Origin of the sequence: Pseudomonas sp. THAF187a, assembly GCF_009363395.1 — a bacterium.
Lineage (GTDB): Bacteria > Pseudomonadota > Gammaproteobacteria > Pseudomonadales > Pseudomonadaceae > Aquipseudomonas > Aquipseudomonas khazarica.
The window spans coordinates 2,627,612-2,646,306 of record NZ_CP045349.1 but is presented as its reverse complement, the minus strand read 5'-3'; the positions used below and the strand labels follow the sequence as shown (position 1 = coordinate 2,646,306).

The following is an 18,695-nucleotide window of genomic DNA, read 5'->3' as shown; positions in this document are numbered from 1 at the left end:
CTCATACAGTATCCGCCACACATCATCGACGGGTAAGGGAATAGATTTATTTTCTGGTGTTGGCAATAGATCTGCTCCCCTCACCTTAGCTTTATGGGTAAGTACCCCATGAGAATGCGGGGCCGCAATAGAGCACGGTATTGCATGATAGAAACATGCTAACGAAGTAGCCGCCCAAGGCTCCGATAGACCCCAGGGCAAAGCCTTTATCAGCGGTTTGACTGAGCTTGAATTTGGAGTAGATCAGGGTGGCAACTGTGCCAGCTATCGCACCTATCAGCCCTAGGATGTAGTCCACCCCTGGACCATGCAGGCTGACCAGTGACATGTTGATTGCCCTGATCATTACCGTGGTGGCGAATGCCACGGCGAGACCGGCAAGAAAGCCCTTATGAGGCTTGAAGATCAGGCAGAAGACGATGCACGTCAGCGCAGTGAAGTAGCTGTATGACGTGACCCAGGACGGAAGAAATTCGCCACTGCCAAGCAGGAACGCTGCTGTTGCCAGATGGGTAATGCCCAGGGCGACGGGGAAATCGTGCTGCTTCAGTGATCGTCCGTTGATCAATCTGTGATTCCTTCACTCAGTAGTTTTTCAGCGTGCCCCGATTATAGTGGCATAGCCGGATTTACTATGCCGACTCGCTCTCTTCTGAGGTGCTCAGCCATTTTGGCAGATCTCTCATTTCGTGCAGTACACGCCAAACATCGATGTGGGTGTCTTGCTCGACGTAGAACACGAGGTAAGGGTAGCGCTGGAGTGGCCAGGAGCGCAGGCCGGGCAGATCCAGTTCATGGGCGTAGCGAGCAGAACCAGAGGCGGGGTGGCGGCTGATCTGTTTATAGGCTCGCTCCAGAGCGTCGACGAATCCTAGTGCGGCCTTCTCGGCCTGTTCTTCGACGTAGTAGGCAAGGGCGCTGTCTACGTCTCTGTTGGCTAGCTCACGCGGGATGACGGGCTTTTGCTTCATCCTTGAGCGTTCCGCACGCGGGCACGGAGCGATTCGAAGTAGTCAGCGTCGGCAGGGGCAGTGGGAGCGGATGCAGCACCAGCGAGCAGCAGGCCACGCAGATGTTGGCGGTCTTGATCCTTGCGAATCAGTTCGCGGACGTATTCGCTGCTGGTGCCGTAACCGCGCTGGTTTACTTGCTCATCAACGAAGCTTTTGAGAGCGTCAGGCAGGGAGATGTTCATGGTGCTCATTGGGCGTGCCTCTTGCCAAATTTTGCCAAGGATCATAGCGCGGCTTTGGCGGCTGGTGTCGAAAAAGTGTCGAAATCATAGGGCCGAATAGCGACGAATCGAGCAGGCGAGGGGAGCGCAAAACCCGTATTGAGTGGGTTTGACACGGATTGAGACGCTACCGAAACGGGTTCGAATCTCTTCTTCACCGCCACTTTCGCAAAGCCCCTGAGAGAGCAGTCTCTCAGGGGCTTTTGCTTTCTGCTCTCAGATTCTTTGCGTGATCCCGTCGCCAGGCCGCGCGCGGCTATCTTCCTTCGTGAATTCGCTTCCCTCTGCCAGCCCGTGCCAAGTGCCATTGGCAATAGCCATGGTCACTATCGAGAGCACTGATTTCCGCTCGCCAGGGCATCGGCCTACTGTTGGCTCCAACACAGATAGCGTTGAGTTGGAGGTCATCATGCCCCGTATCGATGTGGTTTCCCTGGTTGGTAGCGCCGTGCCTGCCGAGCTTCGTTCCGATGGTCTCATGGCGTGCTGGCTGTTAATGGTTGACGGTCAGCCCAAGGCCGGTCCCTTTGCGTCGCGAGACGCTGCGCTTGCCTGCCAGGCTGTCTGGATGCTCAGCAACATTGCTCGCCCTGAGGGCGACTCGCTTCTGGCCTGATACCGCTTTACCCCGCGCTCGCTCCAGCGCCCCCTTGGCCCGCCTTTGGCGGGCATTTTCTTGTCCGGCAGGTACAATGGCGATCATTTTTCGAGGGGCGCGGCGTGGCCAGGTGGGACATTTTCTGCAACGTGGTGGATAACTACGGTGACATCGGTGTGACCTGGCGGCTGGCCCGGCAACTGGTGGCGGAGCAGGGGCATGCCGTGCGCCTGTGGGTCGACGAGTTGCCTGCCTTCGTGCGCTTGTGTCCAGGCGCCAGCTCCGATGCCGACTGTCAGTACCATGCAGGCGTCGAGGTGCGGCGCTGGTCGCAACCTTTTCCCTCTGTGGAGCCGACGGATGTGGTGATCGAGGCATTCGCCTGCCAGTTGCCGACGACTTATATAGCGGCCATGAGTGGCGACGCCGTGAAGCGACTCTGGTTGAACCTGGAGTACCTCAGTGCCGAGGACTGGGTTGCCGGTTGTCATGCCTTGCTGTCGCCGCAGGCGGGTGGCCTGCAGAAGTTTTTCTTCTTCCCGGGGTTCACGCAGGGCACTGGTGGGCTGCTGCGCGAGACGGATCTGTTGGCTCGTAGGCGGGCGTTTCAGGCCGATCCAATGGCTCAGCAGGCATTTCTTGAGGGCCTTGGGGTAGCGCGTGATCCGGGCGCTCGGCTGGTCTCCCTGTTCGCCTATGAAAATGCCGGGCTGGCCAACTGGCTCGACGCCATGGCGGGCGACTCACGCGCGACCCAGTTGCTGGTGCCGCAGGGCAAGGTGCTCGTGGATCTGCAGCGCTGGCTCGGTGAAACGCAGTTGATACCAGGCGACCAGCGCCGCTGCGGTCGCCTGCATGTGCAGGTGCTGCCTTTCGTGGCGCAGGACGATTACGATCGTCTGTTGTGGTGCTGCGACTTCAATGCCGTGCGCGGCGAAGACTCGTTCGTGCGTGCGCAGTGGGCCGGTCGGCCTCTGCTCTGGCATATCTACCCGCAGGACGAAGACGCACACTGGGACAAGCTGGAGGCTTTCCTGGCGCTGTACTGCGTCGATCTGAGCCCTCGGGCTGCGGCTGCGCAAGCCGAACTCTGGCGGGCATGGAATGCCGGGCGGGGGATGAATGACGCCTGGCCAGAGGCGCTCGAGTGCTGGCCGGAGCTGTCGGAGCATGCCGAGCGCTGGTGCGTCCGACAGGCTGCTCAAGCGGATCTTGCCACGGCGCTGGAACAGTTTTACCGAAATTGGCTATCATACGCGGCCTAGATTTCTGTACCTCCCGCATATTTCGGATATCCGCATGAAAACTGCACAAGAAATGAGAGTCAACAGCGTGGCCCTGATCGATGGCCAGCCGTGGCTGATCCAGAAGGCCGAGTTCACCAAGTCCGGCCGTAACAGCGCCATCGTCAAGATGAAGCTGAAGAATCTGCTCAACGGCTCCAAGACCGAGACCGTCTACAAAGCCGACGACAAGATGGAGCCGGTGATTCTCGAGCGCAAGGAAGTGAACCTGTCCTACATCAGCGGTGAGGACTACGTGTTCATGGATCCGGAGTACAACTCCTACGAACTGCGTGCCGAAGACCTGGAAAGCGTTCTGCCGTTCATCGAAGAAGGCATGAACGATGTCTGCGAAGCCGTGTTCTTCGAAGGCAAGGTGATCTCCGTCGACCTGCCGACCACCATCGTGCGTCAGGTTGTCTACACCGAGAACGCCGCCCGTGGCGACACCTCCGGCAAGGTGATGAAGCCTGCCAAGCTGCGTAACGGTACCGAGATCAAGGTTGCCGAGTTCGTCGATATCGACGACTGGATCGAGATCGATACCCGTGACGGTTCCTACAAGGGCCGCACCCAGGCGCCGCAAGCCTGAGCTTGAGCGTCACCAGAAAACCCGGCCTTCGCGCCGGGTTTTTTTATGGTCTGCGTTCGCCTGGGCAACAGGTCATTGCTGCGGCGCTGCCAGGCTGGCCAGCAGGGCCTGATCCCAGGGGGGCGGAAAGCCGAAGCGCTGCTTGAGGAAGCTCAGCAGCAGACGTGTGCGTGGGCTGGCCTCGCGCTCCAGGCGCAGGGCGTAGATGCTGACCGGCTCCACCGCAGGCAAGCCGTTCTCACAGAACAGGGGAATCAGTTCGCCACGCTGCAGGTGCTCGCTGCTCATCCAGGTCGGCAGATGCGCCACCCCTAGGCCGGCGAGGGCACTGAACAGCAGGGTCTCGGCATTGTTGCTGGTCTGCCGCAGGCGCTTGGGCTTGCATTGCTGCAGCTTGCCGTCGACCTCGAAGCGCCATGCATAGGGCGGTGCCAGGCTGTCCCAGTCGAGGCCGTCGTGCTGCTCCAGTTCCAGCGGGCTGCGTGGGATTCCTCGGCGGCGCAGGTAGTCCGGGCTGGCGCAGACGATACGTGTCATCGAAGCCAGTGGCGTGGCCACCAGGCGGCTGTCGGGCAGTGGTCCGATGCGCACCACGATATCCACTTCACCCAGGTGCTCGCCCTGCAGGTCGATGAAGCTGTCGATCAGGCGCAGCTGTACGTCCAGCCCGGGGTTGGCGCGCAGGAAGTCGGCGATCGCAGGCGCCAGGTGGCGCCGGCCAAAGGGAGAGGGCGCGTCGATGCGAATCAGCCCTTCCGGGGCGCTGCTCAGCGATACCGCCTCGGCGCGGGCCAGATGCAGCTCGGCGAGGATGCGCCTGGCTCGTTCGGCGAACGCCAGGCCGGCCGGGGTGACGCGCACCGCGTGGGTACTGCGGCTGAACAGGCCGCTGCCCAGGGCGCGTTCCAGGGCATCGATTCGCCGGGCGACCGCCGAGGGGGTCAGCGGGTGGCGTCTGGCCGCAGCGGAGAAACTGCCGGTTTCCAGGACGTCGAGAAAGAGCTCCAGCTGGTCGGTCAGGGCATCGGGATTCATGCGGTGTTCTGCTTATGCGTAAATGGCAAAGCCATTTTGCATTCTTGTGCGTTTCCATACTAGCTGCGCCTCTCTAAGATGCGCCCTGGCATGGAGGTGTCATGAGCCTGATCGATCTGTTATTGAATCTTGTCCTGGGCGCTGCTCTGGGAACCGTGGGTGGGCTGTTCGGTATCGGCGGCGGCCTGATCGCCATTCCGGTGCTGGGCGTGCTGTACGGTCTGGATCAGCAGCTGGCTCAGGGCACCGCCCTAGTCATGGTGGTGCCCAACGTGATGCTGGCGATCTGGCGCTACAACCAGCGCAACCGCATCGATTTGCGTCATGCCTTGCTGCTTGGCATCACCAGCCTGGTGTGCGCCTGGCTCGCTTCGCTGTACGCCGTGGAGCTGGATTCGCGCACCATGCGCTGGGCCTTCATCGGTTTCCTGCTCGCCCTGGCCGCTTACAACCTGGTACGTATGATGATGGCGCAGGCGCCGAGCAGCAGCGAGCTGCGTCATCCCTGGGGCTGGTTCGGGGTGCTCGGCGGTGTGTCCGGTGCCATGGGCGGTCTGTTCGGTGTGGGCGGCGCAGTAGTCGCCACGCCGGTGCTGACCAGTGTGTTCGGCACCACGCAGGTGGTGGCGCAGGGGCTGTCCCTGTCCCTGGCGCTGCCCAGTACCGGGGTCACGCTGCTGACGTACGCGCTGCATGAGCACGTCAACTGGTGGATGGGTGTTCCCCTGGCGGTTGGCGGTCTGCTCAGCATCAGTTGGGGCGTGCGTCTGGCCCACTCGCTGCCGGAGCGTCTGCTGCGCAGCCTGTTCTGCGTGTTCCTGCTGATCTGCGCACTGATGCTGGGCCTCGAAGCCAGCGGGTTATAGTCGAAACCCCTCGACGATGTGGTCGGCCAGGCATTCGGTGACGGGGGACTGGCTGCTCTCGTTACGCAGCAGCACGATGCTGGTCAGCGGCAGCAGTGGCAGACCCTCGGCTTCACCGAGGATGCGCAGGTCCGGGGTGATCAGGCTCTGCAGCTGTGCGGTGACGGCCAGGCCCGCGCGCACGACGGCGAACAGCGCCGACAGGCTGGGGCTGGTGTAGGCGATGCGGTAGGGACGCGCCATGGCATCGAGCGCGTTGCAGGCCCACTCCCGGCAGAAGCAGTCGGCATTGAACATCGCCAGGGGCATGGGGTTCTGCTCGTGCGGGCAGAAGCCCTGAGCGACGGCCCAGGCAAAGCGCTCCTGGCGCAGCAGTTGGCCAATTTCCTTGCCCGGCTGACGGGTGACGATGGTCAGGTCGAGGTCCTGGCGCAGCAGCAGCTGACCCGAGGGTTCACAGTGAACCTCGACCTGAACCAGCGGATAGGCCTGGGCGAAGCGCGAAAGAATCTCCGGTAGAAAACGCATGACGTAGTCATCCGGCGTACCTATGCGCACGGAGCCGACCATGTGCGGCTCACGCAGGGTATTGAGAACTTCACCGTGCAGCTTCAGGATACGGCGCGCATAGCCGAGCAACACCTGGCCCTCGGGGGTCAGGCGAACCTGGCGGCCATCGCGCTCGAACAGCGCGCGCTGCACCACGTCTTCCTCCAGCCGCTTCATCTGCATGCTCACTGCCGACTGCGTGCGATTGACCGTCTCGGCGGCGCGTGTGAAGCCGCCGGTGTCGGCAATGGCGACGAAACTGCGCAGCAATTCGGTATCGATACTGGGGGGGAAGGCCATTCATCAATCCTCGAGATGGATTCCATAAGAAACATTCGTTGGATTGATCTTAATCCTGGCTCGACACTGATGCCAACCCCACAGGGAGGGCATCGAGATGAAAGGTCAAAAAGGTTATGCGTTGGCTCAGGCTATCCACTTCGACCGTCTGCCATCGCTGGCAGAAATGTGGCGTGTACTGCGGCGCTGGCGTCAACTGGCTCGAGAGCGTCAGCAACTGGCGCGTCTGGATGGAGCGGCGTTGAAGGACCTCGGTCTGTCCCGGGCCGATGCGTTGCAGGAGGCCGAGCGGCCGTTCTGGGATGACCCGCTGAGAAAGTGAGTCGTGATCATTGGAGTGACTGAATGACCGCTGTACGCAAGGGTGCGGACTTTTTCCTGTTTCAACTGATGCTGCTGCTGTGCGCCATATGGGGCAGCCAACAGGTCGCCATCAAGCTGGCGGCCGAGGACATCGCGCCGATGTTGCAGGTGGCATTGCGCTCGGGCATCGCTGCCGTGCTGGTTGGCATTCTGTTGCTCTGGCAGCGCGGTTGGCGGGGCTGGCTGGGAAGTACCTGGCTGGCAGGGATTCTGGCTGGCGTGCTGTTCGCCCTGGAGTTCTTCTTCATCGCCCTGGGGCTGCGTTACACCTCGGCCTCGCACATGGCGGTGTTTCTCTATACCGCGCCGATTTTCTCGGCGCTGGGATTGCACCTGATGCTGCCCAGCGAGCGCCTGCGCCGCTTGCAGTGGCTGGGCATCGCGCTGTGCTTCGGCGGCGTGGTGATGGCCTTTGGCGTGGGCGGCGACTGGAGCGAGATAGACGCCGACATTCTGCTTGGCGATGCACTCGGGCTCTGTGCAGGCATGGCCTGGGGCGCCACTACCGTGGTCGTGCGCGGCTCGCGCCTGTCCGAGGCGCCGGCGGGGCTCACCCTGTTCTATCAGTTGACGGTGGCCTTCGTCCTGCTGCTCGGCTATGCCCTGGCGATGGTCGATCTCGGGCAGGTGCGCTGGACGCCGCTGGCCATCGGCAGCGTTCTGCTGCAGGGCGTGGTGGTGTCGTTCTTCACCTATCTGGCCTGGTTCTGGCTGTTGCGTCGCTATCTGGCCTCGAACATGGCGGTGTTCTCGTTCATGACGCCACTGTTTGGCGTGACGTTCGGTGTGCTGGTTCTGGATGAACCGCTCACCCTCAACTTCATCATCGGCGCCGCGCTGGTGCTGGCGGGGATCATGCTGGTCAGCAGCGAGCGCTGGCTAAAGCGACGCCTTGCCGGCCTGCGCGGCCAGTAGCGGTCTGGAGGCAGTTCGTGTCCGTTCATCATTTGGCTCAGCTCAACATCGCGGCAATGAAGGCGCCCCTGGAGTCGGCGGAGATGGCGGACTTCGTCGCCAATCTGGAGCGGATCAACACACTGGCCGAGGCGGCGTCGGGCTTCGTCTGGCGACTGCAGGACGAGGCGGGAGATGCCACGGCGATCAGGCCGTTCGGGGATGAGGTGCTGGTAAACATGTCGGTCTGGCAGGACGTCCAGTCGCTCAGCGACTACGTGTACAAATCCGCGCATACCGAGATGCTCAAGCGCCGACGCGAATGGTTCGGGCGCATCGAGCAGGCCCACCAGGTACTGTGGTGGGTGCCGTCGGGGCATCGTCCAGATGTGGTGGAAGCGGCCGAGCGCCTTGCGCACCTGCGCGAGCATGGCGCGACGTCGCATGCCTTCACCTTCCGCCATGCGTTCGCGGCGCCGGCCTGATAGGCTGGCGCGTCATGACTCTCTCACTCTCTCTCGCCGAGGCACGTCGTCTGGCCCTGTCTGCCCAGGGCTTCGGTCGTGTGTCACGTGGCGCCATCGCTCATCGGCAACTGCAGGCGCAGATCGAGCGTCTGGGTGTGCTGCAGATCGACTCGGTCAACGCCGTTGTGCGCTCGCATTACCTGCCGGCGTTTTCCCGCCTTGGCCACTACCAGGCCGAGCACCTCGATGAGCTGGCCTGGGGACGCGCACGGCGTCGGCGTCTGTTCGAGTACTGGGGGCACGAAGCGTCACTGCTGCCACTGGAGCTCTATCCACTGCTGCGCTGGCGCATGCGCCGCGCCGCGGACGGCCAGGGTATCTATGGCCAGCTGGCGAAGTTCGGGGTCGAGCGACGCGACGTGATCGACTCGGTGCTGCAGGCGGTGCGCGAACGCGGCGCACTGGGCGCTGGCAGTCTCAGCACGCGCAGCGAGAAGGCCGGACCCTGGTGGGACTGGAGCGCGGAGAAGACCGCGTTGGAGTGGCTGTTCGCTGCGGGTGAGGTGACAGTGGCCGGGCGTCGTGGCTTCGAGCGCCTGTATGATCTGCCGGAGCGGGTGATCCCCGGCGAGCTGCTCGATCAGGCCGAGCTGGATGAGGATGAAGCGCAGCGTCGTCTTCTGCTGCGCTCCGCCGATGCCCTCGGGGTGGCCAGCGAAAAGGATCTGCGCGACTACTACCGACTGGATGCGGGCGACAGCAAGCGTCGAGTCGCCGAGCTGGTGGAAGAGGGCGCGTTGCTGCCGGTGGCGGTGCAGGGCTGGCAGCAGCCGGGCTATTGCCGCGGCGAGCCGCGCATTCCGCGACGCGTGCGCCACAGTGCACTGCTGTCACCCTTCGACTCGCTGATCTGGGCGCGCGAGCGGACCGAGCGATTGTTCGGTTTTCGCTATCGCCTGGAAATCTACACGCCACAGGCCAAGCGGGTGTATGGCTACTACGTGCTGCCGTTCCTGCATCACGAGCGCCTGCTGGCGCGGGTGGATCTGCGCAGCGAGCGCGCGGCGGGGCGTCTGGCGGTGCATGCCGTGCACCTCGAAGAGGCGGTGCTGAGCGAGGAGGCGCGACAGGCGCTGAGCGATGCGCTGCATGGGCTGGCGCAGTGGCTGGGGCTTGCCGATGTGTGGCTGGCGCCCGGGGTCAGGCAGCAGAGGCTGCTTGGCTAGCCGGCGTGTTCCAGGAGGAATTGCAGTTCGCTGACGCGCTGGATGTTCAGTTCCATGGGGCAGGTGTAGTACATCGGTGAGCCGATGTGCTTGCCTTGCAGGTCGCACTGACCGTTGCGGTAGATCAGCCAGGCCTTCTGCGCCGTTTCCAGTTGCTCGGCGCTCTGCGGGTCATTGGCCTGCAGCTTGAGGAACAGCTGCTGGTAGATGCGGTTCATGTCGCGCTTCGCCACGGCGGATACGCCCTCGGCGCAACCGGCGACGATGGAGTTGTTGATCGCGCCGTTGGCATTCAGGCAGGCCTGATACTGCGCGTCGTAGTCGGCCCAGGCGGTGAGCGGCAACAGCGCCATCACCAGGTATCTCAGCATCGACATGATTGCCTTCCTGAGGTGTCGGGGGCGGCAGGAAGCCGCCCCCGAGTGCCGTGATTACTTGGCGGCCAGACGGTTGCGCATGTTGTTGGCGCGCTCGGTGGAACCCGGGTGCGAGGAGAACATGCTGCTTTCGCCGCCGCTCAGCTTGGCCAGCTTCTCGAACGCGGTGACCAGGCCTTCGCGCGGGATGTTGCGCTCGGTCAGGAAGTCGAAGGAGAAGTTGTCGGCTGCGGTTTCCTGGCTTTGCGAGAACTGGGCGTTGACCAGTTGCTCACCCAGCGCGCCCAGCTCGGAGGACGACAGTGCGGCGAGCGTGGTGTTGCCCGAGGAGGCGGCGGCGTTGCGCGCAGCGGAGGTGGCGTAGGCGGTCTGCATGGCCTTCTTGGTGTGGCCCAAGGCCACGTGGCCCATCTCGTGGCCCAGCACGCCTTCGACTTCGTTGTCGTTCATCGCGTCCATCAGGCCGCTGTACACGCGCACGCAACCGTTGGCCATGGCCCAGGCGTTGACCTCTTCATCGAGGTAGACCTTGTAGTTGACCGGCGTGCCGTTGACCTGGTTGCCGAGGTTGGCGGCGATCTTGTTCAGGCGCTTGCCGTAGGAGGTTTCGGGGCCGGCGATGTTGGCGTTGGCATCCATTTCCGCGCAGGCCTGGTCGGACATGCTTTTGACCTCGGCATCGCTCAGGGTCGCAGCCTGTACGGCCATCAGGCCGGACTGCAGCATGGCGTCGGGGGACATGTTCTGGCAGCCGCTCAGCAGAACGGCGCTGGACAGGGCAAAAGCGGAAAGCGTGGTACGAAGTTGCATGGAGCATCGTCCTTGTTGGGTAGTGATGGCCGCGAGTCCTTCCCGGCAGGGCATAGCAGCTCGGCACCGTCCGGTGCTCGCGTTGGGGTCGGCATTATGCCGCATAACGCACAGAAGAAGTGCGAGCCGGTTCGCGCCCTGGCCAGTGGCTACTAGCCAGGGCGCGTGGCTTCAGCGGCGTACCTGCTTGAGGGTTTCCGCGATCATGAACGCCAGCTCCAGCGACTGGTCGGCATTCATGCGCGGGTCGCAGTGAGTGTGGTAGCGATCGGACAGGCCGTCCTCGGTGATCGGTCGCGAGCCGCCGATGCATTCGGTGACGTTCTGCCCGGTCATTTCGATGTGGATGCCGCCGGCGTGAGTGCCTTCGGCCTGGTGCACGGCGAAGAACTGCCGCACCTCGGCCAGAATCTGCGCGAAGTCACGCGTTTTGTAGCCGCTGCTGGCCTTGATGGTGTTGCCATGCATCGGGTCGGAGCTCCACAGCACCTGGCGGCCTTCGCTCTGCACCTTGCGCAGCAGGCGCGGGAAGTGGGCTTCGACCTTGTCCGCGCCCATGCGCACGATCAGGTTGAGGCGGCCCGGATCGTTCTCCGGGTTGAGGGTATCGATCAGGCGGATCAGTTCATCCGGGTCCATGCTCGGACCGACCTTGACCCCGATGGGGTTCTCGATGCCGCGCATGAACTCGACGTGGGCGCCATCGAGCTGGCGGGTACGATCGCCGATCCACAGCATGTGCGCGGAGCAGTCGTACCAGCGGCCGGTCAGGCTGTCCTTGCGCACGAAGGCCTGCTCGTAGTTCAGCAGCAGCGCTTCGTGGGCGGTGAAGAAGCTGGTCTCGCGCAGTTGCGGTGCGCTGTCCATGCCCACGGCGCGCATGAACGACAGGGTTTCATCGATACGCCCGGCAAGCTGGTGGTACTTCTCCGACAGCGCCGAGTTGGCGATGAAGTCGAGGTTCCACTGGTGCACCTGGTGCAGGTCGGCAAAGCCGCCCTGGGCGAAGGCGCGCAGTAGGTTGAGGCTGGCCGTGGCCTGGTGGTAGGCCTGCAGCAGGCGCTCCGGGTCGGGAACGCGGCTCGTCGCATCGAAGCCGATGCCGTTGACGATGTCGCCACGGTAGGCCGGCAGGGTCACGCCGTCGATGGTTTCGCTGCCGGCAGAACGCGGCTTGGCGAACTGACCCGCCATGCGCCCGACCTTGACCACCGGGCAGCCGGCGGCGAAGGTCATGACGATGGCCATCTGCAGCAGTACCTTGAAGGTGTCGCGAATTTTCGCCGCAGAGAATTCGGCGAAGCTTTCGGCGCAGTCGCCACCCTGCAGCAGGAAGGCACGCCCCTGGGTCACCTCGGCGAACTGGCGGCGCAGCTCGCGTGCTTCGCCCGCGAAGACCAGCGGCGGATAGCCTGCCAGGGTCTGTTCGACACGGGCGAGGTGGCTGGCGTCAGGGTATTCAGGCTGCTGCTGGATGGGCTTGGCCCTCCAGCTTTCGGGGCTCCAGGCGTGCGGCATGCGACATCTCTAACGTTGATCGGGCGGAGGCGCATGGTAACCGATAAGCCCTGCTGCCCGTACGTGTATCGACGGCACCACGGCTCATGACGCCGTGGCAGGCTGCAGATCGTGCGCTGGCGACGTTCGCGGCAGTACCTCGCGCCCCGGCAGGAAGCGTCCATAGTGCCGCGCCGTGCCCAGGTCCTGCGGGTACTCCAGGCCACGGCGATAGGCGATCCGCCCGTTGATCAGCGTCAGCTCGACGGCGGCGTCGTTGCGCTTGACCACGCGCTGCAGGCCCAGCACCTCCATGGGCGCCTCGTGCAGCGCATCGAGGCTGTCGTCGAGGCCCTGCGGATTGATCAACACCAGGTCGGCGCGATCACCGACACGCAGGTAACCGGCATCGACGCCGATGAAGTCGGCCAGCTCGGCGCTGCAGCGGCGTACCGCCTGGCCCAGGGGCATGAAGGGCTCGCCCGCCAGTTCGGCGTCACGCACGTACTTGAGAAAGCGCAGCGGGAAATTGTACTGGGCGATGGAGCGCAGGTGCGCGCCGGAGTCGGCGAAGCCGGGGTGGGTCCAGGGACTGGCCAGCAGCTGGCGCATGATCGCTTCGCGCTGGTTGCCGTAGCAGGTCGTCCACTTCAGCGCTTCGCGGTACTGGCAGGCCAGTTCGAAATAGGCGTCCACCGCGTCCAGTCCGCGAGCCTGGCCCAGTTGCTTGAAGTTCTTGCCTACCAGGCTGGCGTCCGGGCATTCGCTCACCCAGCAGTCGGAGAAGTCGCGGTGCCACAGCCCCTTGGTCAGCACCGCCTTGACCTGCTTCTTGAACAGCGCGCGGAACGCCGGCTCCCGGACCTTGGCATAGAGCTCGTCCGGGTCCTTGATGTCGCGCAGCACTTCGCCGGCGCCGAACTCTTCGAAGGCGTTCACGTTGAGCCCCTCGAGGCGCAGGGTGAAGGGGGCCGGCAGCGTCTGCCAGCGGAAGTGGCCGCGCAGGACCCGGTTCGCCAGCCAGCCGGACAGCCGCGTGAAACGATGCAGCAGCGGCTGCGACTTGAGGTCGAGGGCGGTGAGCATGGTGCATTTCAGCGGCTTCCTGAACCAGCCGTGGGCCTGCCACAGAAAGGCGAAGACGTTGACCTTGGTCACCGCGTTCGGCGCTCCCTGCAGCACCGCGCCGCGCCGCCGCAGCACGGCGAACAGGCGCGAGAATTCCTTCCAGCTGGCGAAGGTGGACGGTAGCGGGCTGGACCAGGCGCGGTCGCCGTCCATCTTGTCCAGGCGGGTGGTCATCACCGACAGGCCGATGCAGCCGGCATCCAGCGCCTCCTCCAGCAGCTGTTCCATGCGTGCGAGTTCGGCTTCGCTCGGCTTCACCCGGCGAGTGGCGCGTTGTAGGCCCATCACCGCCACGCGCAGCTCGGAGTGACCGAGGAAGGAGTTGACGTTCGGCCCCAGTGGCAACTGATCGTAAAAGGCGCGATAGCCCCTGGCGTCACGCCAGGTCTTCTTCTCCTGCAGGATCGGCAGCACGTACTCGCGCGGGACCGCCTCGACACGGGTGAACAGGTCGGAGCAGTCCTCGGCCTCCGCCAGCACCATGCTGATGGAACAGGAGCCAATGGTCACGCTGGTGACGCCATGGCGCACCGACTCCTTCAGCGCCGGCGCCGCGATGACTTCGGCATCGTAGTGCGAGTGGATCTCCAGAAAGCCCGGGGTGACCCAGTGGCCCTCGGCGTCTATCACTTCGCCGCAACCGTCTTCGTCCAGCGGGCTGAGGGCGAGCACATCGATCTTGCCGTCCCTGATGCCGATATGGCGCAATGCGCCGGGGGCGCCGCTGCCGTCGAAGTACAGGCCGTTCTTGATGATGATGTCGTAGCTCATGGCAGTCTCCAGGGCGCCAGCAGCAAGAGGCCGGTGACCAGTAGCAGGAAGTGGATGGCGATGCGGAAGTGCCGCTCATCGACGCGTCGGTGCAGCTGCTCGCCGAGCCACACGCCGAGAGGCAGGAGCGGGGCGTAGCTCAGCACCTGTGGCAGCGCCGGCAACAGGCGGCCGTCGCAGAGAAAGGCCAGGGTGAGCAGGCTGTTGAGGGTGAACCAGACGCTGATCAGCGTGGCGCGCAGGCGCGCCTTGTCCAGCTCGGTGCCGGCCAGGCCGTAGACCAGCAGCGGGCCGCCGGACGCGAACAGGCCGTGGCTGACGCCGGCGCACAGGGTGATGAGGCGGGTGGCCCAGGTCGGGCGCTGCGTCTGCCTGTATGTCCGGCGCAGGCGCCATAGCTCACGCCCTGCGAAGCAGAGGATCAGCGCGCCAAACGCGGTCTTCAGCAACTGGGCGTCCAGGTACGGCAGCAGGCAGTAGCCGAGCAACGTGCCGACGAGCATGCCCGGCAGGATGTTGCCAAGCAGCAGGCGCCGGTCGATCAGGCGCCGATGGCGCTGCACCAGGTAGCCGGTCATGCAGACGTTCAGCGGCACCAGGATCGGCAGCAACTGCTCGATGGGCAGCAGCAGGGCGCCCAGCGAGAGGGCGATGACCACGCTGCCGAAGCCGGTGATCGCCTCCAGGGTGTAGGCCAGCAGAATGAAGGCGCCGAGGGCATAAGGGGCTGCCGTGATCACCTCAGTTCTCCGGCGAAGCGCCGGCTCATCTGCCGGTAGTACAGCGCTGGCGCCAGCCGCCAGAGCAGGCTTGCCAGCCAGCTGCCGCGATCGGGGAAAAGGCGTTCGCGGCGCTGGCGCAGCGCAACGAGGATCGCCTCGGCCATCCACTCGGCGCTGCGCACGTTGCCGATGGTCGAGCGTGCGTGGCGAGCCGGCTGGCCATCTGCACCCAGTGCATTGCGGTCGATGGGGGTATCGAGAAAGCTCGGGTAGACCAGCAGCAGGCCGATGCCGTCGAGGCCGATCTCGGCGCGCAATACCTCGAAGGCCTGGCTCAGCGCGCTTTTCGCTGCACAGTAGCCTGCGCGCCCCAGCACCGGCATCCAGCCGGCCATGGAACCGATGGCCGCGACCTGGCCACGGCTTTCACGCAGCAGGGGCAGGGCGGCCAGGGTCAGTTCCAGCGGTGCGTGATAATCCACGGCCATGACCTTGCGAAATACCGCCGGCGCGGTACGCACCGTGGGCGAGCGGTGGGTGATGCCGGCATTGTTGAACAGCACATCCAGGCGCCCGAAACGTTGGCGGCAGGCCTCCAGCAGGTGCTCATGCAGCGTCGGGTCGGTGATGTCGCCGGGTGCGCCGAGGACGCGCTCGGCGCCCAGCGTGTCGACACGCGCGGCGAGGCCCTGGCTGTCGATATCGGTCAGCAGCAAGGCGTCGCCCCGGGCATGGCAGGCGCGCGCAAGCTGCCAGCCGAGGCCGCTGGCGGCGCCGGTGATCAGAACGACTCGCATCATTTTTCTCCGAGGTTGGCCAGCGGCGTCAGCAGCGCGTCGGGCTGGAGGGGGTGGCGTGACCAGAGCCAGGCCAGACCGAGCCCGGATATCAGGTGCCAGCAACCCCAGAAGGCGGCGATCAACAGCATGCCGCCGGCCTGCGGGAAGAAGGTGAAGATGATCACCAGGCCCAATGCCGAATTCTGGATGCCGACTTCGAGGGTCAACGCGCGTCGATCGGCGGGCGGCAGGCCGCTCAGTCGCGCGCTCAGGTAGCCGGTGCCCAATGCCAGCGCGTTGTGCGCCACCACCAGCCAGAAGAACAGGTGGAAGTGTTGCGTGAACTGCTGCAGGTTGCGGCTGAAGGCCAGTGTCACGAACGCCAGCATCACCAGCAGGGCGATCAGTCGCAGCGGCTTCTCCACCTTCAGTGTCAGTTGCGGGAAACGCCGGCCGACCCACATGCCCGCCAGCAGCGGCACGCCCAGTACCAGCAGAACGAGCAGGAGCAGGCTCAGCGGATCGAGGGCGATCTGCGTCAGGAGCGGGCGCGTGTGCGGGTTGAGCCAGGCGTAGAAGGCGAAGTTGAGTGGCGTCAGGACACTGGCCGCGACGCTGGACACTGCGGTCATGCTTACCGACAGCGCGACGTTGCCACGGGCCATCCAGGTCATGATGTTGGAGAAGCTGCCGCCCGGGCAGGCTGCGATCAGCGTCATGCCCAGGGCCAGCTCCGGCTGGATGGCCAATGCCCAGCAGGCCAGGCAGGTCAGCGCCGGCAGCAACAGGAACTGCGCCAGCAGGCCGATCACCGGCGCCCTGGGGGCTCGGGCAATGCGCCGGAAGTCCTCGGCGCGCAGGTCGAGCGAGACGCCGAACATCATCAGCGCGACGATCAGGTTGATCAGCACCAGGCTGCTGGGGTCGAAAGCGATATTGACCTGCTCCACGTTCATGCCCCCTGTGTCGCGGGTGTGACGTCGCCGGCCAGTTCGCGGCGCAGCGCCGCGCTGTGTTCGGCGATGCGTCTACGATAGCTGTCCTTGTGCACGTAGTAGGCCATGCGCTCCAGTTGCAGGTACTGGTAGCCGCCGTCCAGGCGTTGGCCGGCCTGGGCGCGGATGGTTTGGCGCAGGGCCTGCGCGGCAGGGCTGCCGGCCTGCAGCTGGCGGATGTACAGGGCGACCAGCTCGGCCTGCTCGTCGCGTCCCTGCCAGCCCAGGCCGGAGGCTTCGACCATACCGAGCATGAACAGGTCGTCGTGTTCGGGGTGAAAGACGTTGAGGTACAGCTGTGGCGCGCCAGCATCCTCCGGCCAGTTCAACTCGCTGCGGGCGATGAAGGGATAGTCCAGCCGGTAGCCGGTGGCCATCAGGATCAGGTCGTACTCTGCCTGCTCGCCGCTGGCGAAGGTCACACAGTGGCCGCTCACCGCGCGGATGTCGCCACGGGGGCGGATATCGCCATGGCCGATATGGTGCAGCACCAGCGAGTTCATCACCGGGTGCGATTCGTACAGGCGGTAGTCGGGATCTGGCAGGCCGTACTGCGAGGGTTTGCCCACCAGGGCGCGCACCAGCAGGCCGTCGATCGTCTGCTTGAGGCGGCGCGGCAGCCTGATCGCGCCACCGAAGGTGTCGGTGGGCTTGCCGAGGATGAACTTGGGCAGGAAGTAGTAGCCGCGGCGTACCGACAGGTCCACCGAGGCGGCACGGTGCACGGCGTCCACGGCAATGTCGCAGGCCGAATTGCCGCAGCCGACCACCAGCACGCGCTTGCCGGCGAAGATATCGGCACGCTTGTAGGCGCTCGAGTGCAGCAGCTCACCCTGGAAGTCACCTGGCAGTTGCGCCAGGTTGGGGGTGTGCAGGGTGCCGTTGGCGATCAGCACGCCCTCGAAGTGCCATTCGCGCTGTTCGCCGCCACGCTCGCTGGTCAGTCGCCAGCCCTGTGCGAGGCGCTCCAGTTTCACCACGCGGGTATCGAACTGGTAGTGCTCGTAGAGGCGGAAGTGTCCGGCGTAGTCGCGGAAATAGCGGCGCATCTCACTGTGATGCGGATAGGGCGCGACATTGGCGCGCATGGGGAATTCGCTGAACTCGGTGGTGCCCTTGGAGGAGATCAGGTGGGCCGAGTGGTACATGGTGCTGTGCGGATTGTCGATGTCCCACAGACCGCCGACATCGCTGTGCAGCTCGAAGCCGACGAAGTCGATACCCTGCTTCTTCAGATGCCGGGCCGTGCACAGGCCCATGGGGCCGGCGCCTATGATGGCGTACATGGCGAACCTCGTTATTGTTATGAGTAGCAGCGCAAGTGGTGGAATTATCGCGTGACCTGGGGCGGCTGCTTCAATGACAATTGGCGCCGTTAGCCCGCCTCTTGTGGTACGGGATGTCACTGTTGGAGAGGGAGCCATGCCAGGATTGCCGCCGAGCGAAGAATTGCAGTTGCAGGACGAGGTACTGCTGACCGAGGTGCGTGACGCCTTCGGGGTGATTCGCGTGGTGCAGATTGGTGCCTACCGTTTTCTCGAGTTTGGCGACGCGATCGAGCAGAGCTGCGTATTCGTCGGCGATCCCAGCTGGCTGGAGTACGACTACACCCGCGCCATGCTGCTTGGCGCGCTTTGCCACGACGCGCCGGAGACCGCGCTGTTTCTCGGCCTGGGCGCCGGCAACCTGACCCAGGCGTGCCTGAAGTTCCTGCCGCTGGAGGATGTCGAGGCCATCGAACTGCGCCCCGACGTGCCGCGCCTGGCCATGGAGTTCCTCGGCCTGGACGACGACCCGCGCCTGACCATTCGCATCGGCGACGCCACCGACCTGCTCGCCAGTGCGGAAACCGCTGACCTGATCTTCCTCGACCTCTATACCGACCAGGGGCCTGGCGTCGGGCATCTGGCCTGGCGTTTTCTCGAACAGTGCCAGGCCAAGCTCAATCCCGGCGGCTGGCTGATCATCAACCAGTGGGCCAGCAACGACGGCAAGCCCCTGGGGGCGGCGCTGTTGCGCGGCCTCTACCATCGGCACTACTGGGAATGCCCGGTGAAGGAGGGCAACGTGGTGCTGCTGATCCCGGCCGACCTCGACCAGCGCCTGAACATGGGGCGCCTGCAGGCGCGAGCGGGTGAACTGGCGCCGCGCCTGGGCTATTCGCTGCAACCGCTGATCGAGGCGATGCGTCCGGCTACCTGATGCACCG

Annotated in this window: 22 protein-coding genes; 9 read left to right on the top strand and 13 right to left on the bottom strand. The window is 64.5% G+C overall.

The features are described from left to right. Positions 1 to 91 precede the first annotated feature (91 nt). The 3 genes from FIV02_RS12315 to FIV02_RS12305 form a co-directional block, all read right to left on the bottom strand. Positions 92 to 568 (bottom strand): hypothetical protein, encoded by a 477-nt coding sequence (locus tag FIV02_RS12315; RefSeq protein ID WP_152488768.1) that lies wholly within the window; start codon positions 566 to 568, stop codon positions 92 to 94. Positions 569 to 632: 64 nt separating this feature from the next. Further along, entirely contained in the window at positions 633 to 971 is a 339-nt protein-coding gene (locus FIV02_RS12310; protein WP_152488767.1) for a type II toxin-antitoxin system RelE/ParE family toxin, read from the bottom strand. After that, complete coding sequence (locus FIV02_RS12305; RefSeq protein ID WP_152488766.1) at positions 968 to 1,204, bottom strand: type II toxin-antitoxin system ParD family antitoxin; 237 nt, start codon at positions 1,202 to 1,204, stop codon at positions 968 to 970. Before FIV02_RS12305 ends, FIV02_RS12310 begins: the two co-directional genes overlap by 4 nt. 439 nt (positions 1,205 to 1,643) lie before the next feature. Between FIV02_RS12305 and FIV02_RS12300 the strand changes: the two genes are divergently transcribed. The 3 genes from FIV02_RS12300 to efp all read left to right on the top strand — a co-directional run bounded on the left by FIV02_RS12300 (position 1,644) and on the right by efp (position 3,707). After that, the gene (locus tag FIV02_RS12300; protein ID WP_037047610.1) at positions 1,644 to 1,850 is read left to right on the top strand and encodes a hypothetical protein; all 207 of its coding nucleotides are present in this window, start codon (positions 1,644 to 1,646) and stop codon (positions 1,848 to 1,850) included. Between the two features lie 104 nt (positions 1,851 to 1,954). Next, positions 1,955 to 3,097 (top strand): elongation factor P maturation arginine rhamnosyltransferase EarP, encoded by a 1,143-nt coding sequence (gene earP / locus FIV02_RS12295; RefSeq protein ID WP_152488765.1) that lies wholly within the window; start codon positions 1,955 to 1,957, stop codon positions 3,095 to 3,097. Positions 3,098 to 3,131: 34 nt separating this feature from the next. Continuing rightward, positions 3,132 to 3,707 (top strand): elongation factor P, encoded by a 576-nt coding sequence (gene efp, locus FIV02_RS12290; protein WP_037047597.1) that lies wholly within the window; start codon positions 3,132 to 3,134, stop codon positions 3,705 to 3,707. Positions 3,708 to 3,779: 72 nt separating this feature from the next. On the opposite strand, the gene FIV02_RS12285 is transcribed toward efp, so the two are convergent. Beyond that, positions 3,780 to 4,742 (bottom strand): LysR family transcriptional regulator, encoded by a 963-nt coding sequence (locus FIV02_RS12285; RefSeq protein WP_152488764.1) that lies wholly within the window; start codon positions 4,740 to 4,742, stop codon positions 3,780 to 3,782. A gap of 101 nt (positions 4,743 to 4,843) precedes the next feature. Between FIV02_RS12285 and FIV02_RS12280 the strand changes: the two genes are divergently transcribed. Then, on the top strand, positions 4,844 to 5,608 hold the full coding sequence (locus tag FIV02_RS12280; protein ID WP_152488763.1) for a sulfite exporter TauE/SafE family protein: 765 nt from the start codon (positions 4,844 to 4,846) through the stop codon (positions 5,606 to 5,608). Here FIV02_RS12280 and FIV02_RS12275 read toward each other — a convergent pair. Then, a complete protein-coding gene (locus FIV02_RS12275; RefSeq protein WP_152488762.1) occupies positions 5,603 to 6,457 on the bottom strand; it encodes a LysR family transcriptional regulator in 855 nt (284 codons plus the stop codon). The genes FIV02_RS12280 and FIV02_RS12275 overlap by 6 nt on opposite strands. A 97-nt stretch (positions 6,458 to 6,554) precedes the next feature. Here FIV02_RS12275 and FIV02_RS12270 point away from each other — a divergent pair, with 97 nt between their 5' ends. The 4 genes from FIV02_RS12270 to FIV02_RS12255 are packed head-to-tail and all read left to right on the top strand — an operon-like array spanning position 6,555 to position 9,407. Beyond that, positions 6,555 to 6,779, top strand: coding sequence for a DUF1127 domain-containing protein (locus tag FIV02_RS12270; protein ID WP_037047589.1), 225 nt, complete (start codon positions 6,555 to 6,557; stop codon positions 6,777 to 6,779). A gap of 23 nt (positions 6,780 to 6,802) precedes the next feature. Next, a complete protein-coding gene (locus FIV02_RS12265; protein WP_152488761.1) occupies positions 6,803 to 7,735 on the top strand; it encodes a DMT family transporter in 933 nt (310 codons plus the stop codon). A gap of 17 nt (positions 7,736 to 7,752) precedes the next feature. Then, positions 7,753 to 8,199, top strand: a complete 447-nt coding sequence (locus FIV02_RS12260) for a DUF3291 domain-containing protein (protein WP_152488760.1) — start codon at positions 7,753 to 7,755, stop codon at positions 8,197 to 8,199. A 14-nt stretch (positions 8,200 to 8,213) separates the two neighbouring features. Further along, the gene (locus tag FIV02_RS12255) at positions 8,214 to 9,407 is read left to right on the top strand and encodes a winged helix-turn-helix domain-containing protein (RefSeq protein ID WP_152488759.1); all 1,194 of its coding nucleotides are present in this window, start codon (positions 8,214 to 8,216) and stop codon (positions 9,405 to 9,407) included. Here the strand turns inward: FIV02_RS12255 and FIV02_RS12250 are convergent. From FIV02_RS12250 to FIV02_RS12215, 8 genes are all read right to left on the bottom strand, one after another. Further along, positions 9,404 to 9,784, bottom strand: a complete 381-nt coding sequence (locus FIV02_RS12250; protein ID WP_150609727.1) for a lysozyme inhibitor LprI family protein — start codon at positions 9,782 to 9,784, stop codon at positions 9,404 to 9,406. The genes FIV02_RS12255 and FIV02_RS12250 overlap by 4 nt on opposite strands. 54 nt (positions 9,785 to 9,838) lie before the next feature. Then, positions 9,839 to 10,594 (bottom strand): M48 family metallopeptidase, encoded by a 756-nt coding sequence (locus FIV02_RS12245; RefSeq protein ID WP_037047580.1) that lies wholly within the window; start codon positions 10,592 to 10,594, stop codon positions 9,839 to 9,841. 171 nt (positions 10,595 to 10,765) lie between these two features. Continuing rightward, positions 10,766 to 12,112 (bottom strand): class II 3-deoxy-7-phosphoheptulonate synthase, encoded by a 1,347-nt coding sequence (locus FIV02_RS12240; protein WP_037047578.1) that lies wholly within the window; start codon positions 12,110 to 12,112, stop codon positions 10,766 to 10,768. 84 nt (positions 12,113 to 12,196) lie between these two features. Next, positions 12,197 to 13,990 carry an amidohydrolase family protein gene (locus FIV02_RS12235; RefSeq protein ID WP_152488758.1) on the bottom strand — a complete coding sequence of 598 codons (1,794 nt, stop codon included), beginning with the start codon at positions 13,988 to 13,990 and terminating at the stop codon, positions 12,197 to 12,199. Further along, positions 13,987 to 14,727: a sulfite exporter TauE/SafE family protein gene (locus FIV02_RS12230; RefSeq protein WP_047585701.1), complete on the bottom strand. Its 741-nt coding sequence runs from the start codon at positions 14,725 to 14,727 to the stop codon at positions 13,987 to 13,989. Before FIV02_RS12230 ends, FIV02_RS12235 begins: the two co-directional genes overlap by 4 nt. After that, entirely contained in the window at positions 14,727 to 15,509 is a 783-nt protein-coding gene (locus tag FIV02_RS12225; RefSeq protein WP_152488757.1) for an SDR family NAD(P)-dependent oxidoreductase, read from the bottom strand. Before FIV02_RS12225 ends, FIV02_RS12230 begins: the two co-directional genes overlap by 1 nt. Beyond that, positions 15,509 to 16,447, bottom strand: a complete 939-nt coding sequence (locus FIV02_RS12220; protein ID WP_152488756.1) for a bile acid:sodium symporter family protein — start codon at positions 16,445 to 16,447, stop codon at positions 15,509 to 15,511. Before FIV02_RS12220 ends, FIV02_RS12225 begins: the two co-directional genes overlap by 1 nt. Then, entirely contained in the window at positions 16,444 to 17,772 is a 1,329-nt protein-coding gene (locus tag FIV02_RS12215; RefSeq protein WP_152488755.1) for an NAD(P)/FAD-dependent oxidoreductase, read from the bottom strand. Before FIV02_RS12215 ends, FIV02_RS12220 begins: the two co-directional genes overlap by 4 nt. A 136-nt stretch (positions 17,773 to 17,908) precedes the next feature. On the opposite strand from FIV02_RS12215, the gene FIV02_RS12210 reads away from it, so the two are divergent. Beyond that, complete coding sequence (locus tag FIV02_RS12210) at positions 17,909 to 18,688, top strand: spermidine synthase (RefSeq protein WP_047585649.1); 780 nt, start codon at positions 17,909 to 17,911, stop codon at positions 18,686 to 18,688. Positions 18,689 to 18,695: the final 7 nt, after the last annotated feature.

Excerpts from the sequence above, each read along its gene's own strand:
- FIV02_RS12255 (WP_152488759.1), top strand. The coding sequence starts at position 8,214 with ATGACTCTCTCACTCTCTCTCGCCGAGGCACGTCGTCTGGCCCTGTCT.
- FIV02_RS12310 (WP_152488767.1), bottom strand. The coding sequence starts at position 971 with ATGAAGCAAAAGCCCGTCATCCCGCGTGAGCTAGCCAACAGAGACGTA.
- FIV02_RS12245 (WP_037047580.1), bottom strand. The coding sequence starts at position 10,594 with ATGCAACTTCGTACCACGCTTTCCGCTTTTGCCCTGTCCAGCGCCGTT.
- FIV02_RS12225 (WP_152488757.1), bottom strand. The coding sequence starts at position 15,509 with ATGCGAGTCGTTCTGATCACCGGCGCCGCCAGCGGCCTCGGCTGGCAG.
- FIV02_RS12265 (WP_152488761.1), top strand. The coding sequence starts at position 6,803 with ATGACCGCTGTACGCAAGGGTGCGGACTTTTTCCTGTTTCAACTGATG.
- FIV02_RS12235 (WP_152488758.1), bottom strand. The coding sequence starts at position 13,990 with ATGAGCTACGACATCATCATCAAGAACGGCCTGTACTTCGACGGCAGC.
- FIV02_RS12270 (WP_037047589.1), top strand. The coding sequence starts at position 6,555 with ATGAAAGGTCAAAAAGGTTATGCGTTGGCTCAGGCTATCCACTTCGAC.
- FIV02_RS12215 (WP_152488755.1), bottom strand. The coding sequence starts at position 17,772 with ATGTACGCCATCATAGGCGCCGGCCCCATGGGCCTGTGCACGGCCCGG.
- FIV02_RS12300 (WP_037047610.1), top strand. The coding sequence starts at position 1,644 with ATGCCCCGTATCGATGTGGTTTCCCTGGTTGGTAGCGCCGTGCCTGCC.
- FIV02_RS12240 (WP_037047578.1), bottom strand. The coding sequence starts at position 12,112 with ATGCCGCACGCCTGGAGCCCCGAAAGCTGGAGGGCCAAGCCCATCCAG.
- FIV02_RS12280 (WP_152488763.1), top strand. The coding sequence starts at position 4,844 with ATGAGCCTGATCGATCTGTTATTGAATCTTGTCCTGGGCGCTGCTCTG.
- FIV02_RS12275 (WP_152488762.1), bottom strand. The coding sequence starts at position 6,457 with ATGGCCTTCCCCCCCAGTATCGATACCGAATTGCTGCGCAGTTTCGTC.
- FIV02_RS12250 (WP_150609727.1), bottom strand. The coding sequence starts at position 9,784 with ATGTCGATGCTGAGATACCTGGTGATGGCGCTGTTGCCGCTCACCGCC.
- FIV02_RS12220 (WP_152488756.1), bottom strand. The coding sequence starts at position 16,447 with ATGAACGTGGAGCAGGTCAATATCGCTTTCGACCCCAGCAGCCTGGTG.
- FIV02_RS12285 (WP_152488764.1), bottom strand. The coding sequence starts at position 4,742 with ATGAATCCCGATGCCCTGACCGACCAGCTGGAGCTCTTTCTCGACGTC.
- efp (WP_037047597.1), top strand. The coding sequence starts at position 3,132 with ATGAAAACTGCACAAGAAATGAGAGTCAACAGCGTGGCCCTGATCGAT.
- FIV02_RS12210 (WP_047585649.1), top strand. The coding sequence starts at position 17,909 with ATGCCAGGATTGCCGCCGAGCGAAGAATTGCAGTTGCAGGACGAGGTA.
- FIV02_RS12305 (WP_152488766.1), bottom strand. The coding sequence starts at position 1,204 with ATGAGCACCATGAACATCTCCCTGCCTGACGCTCTCAAAAGCTTCGTT.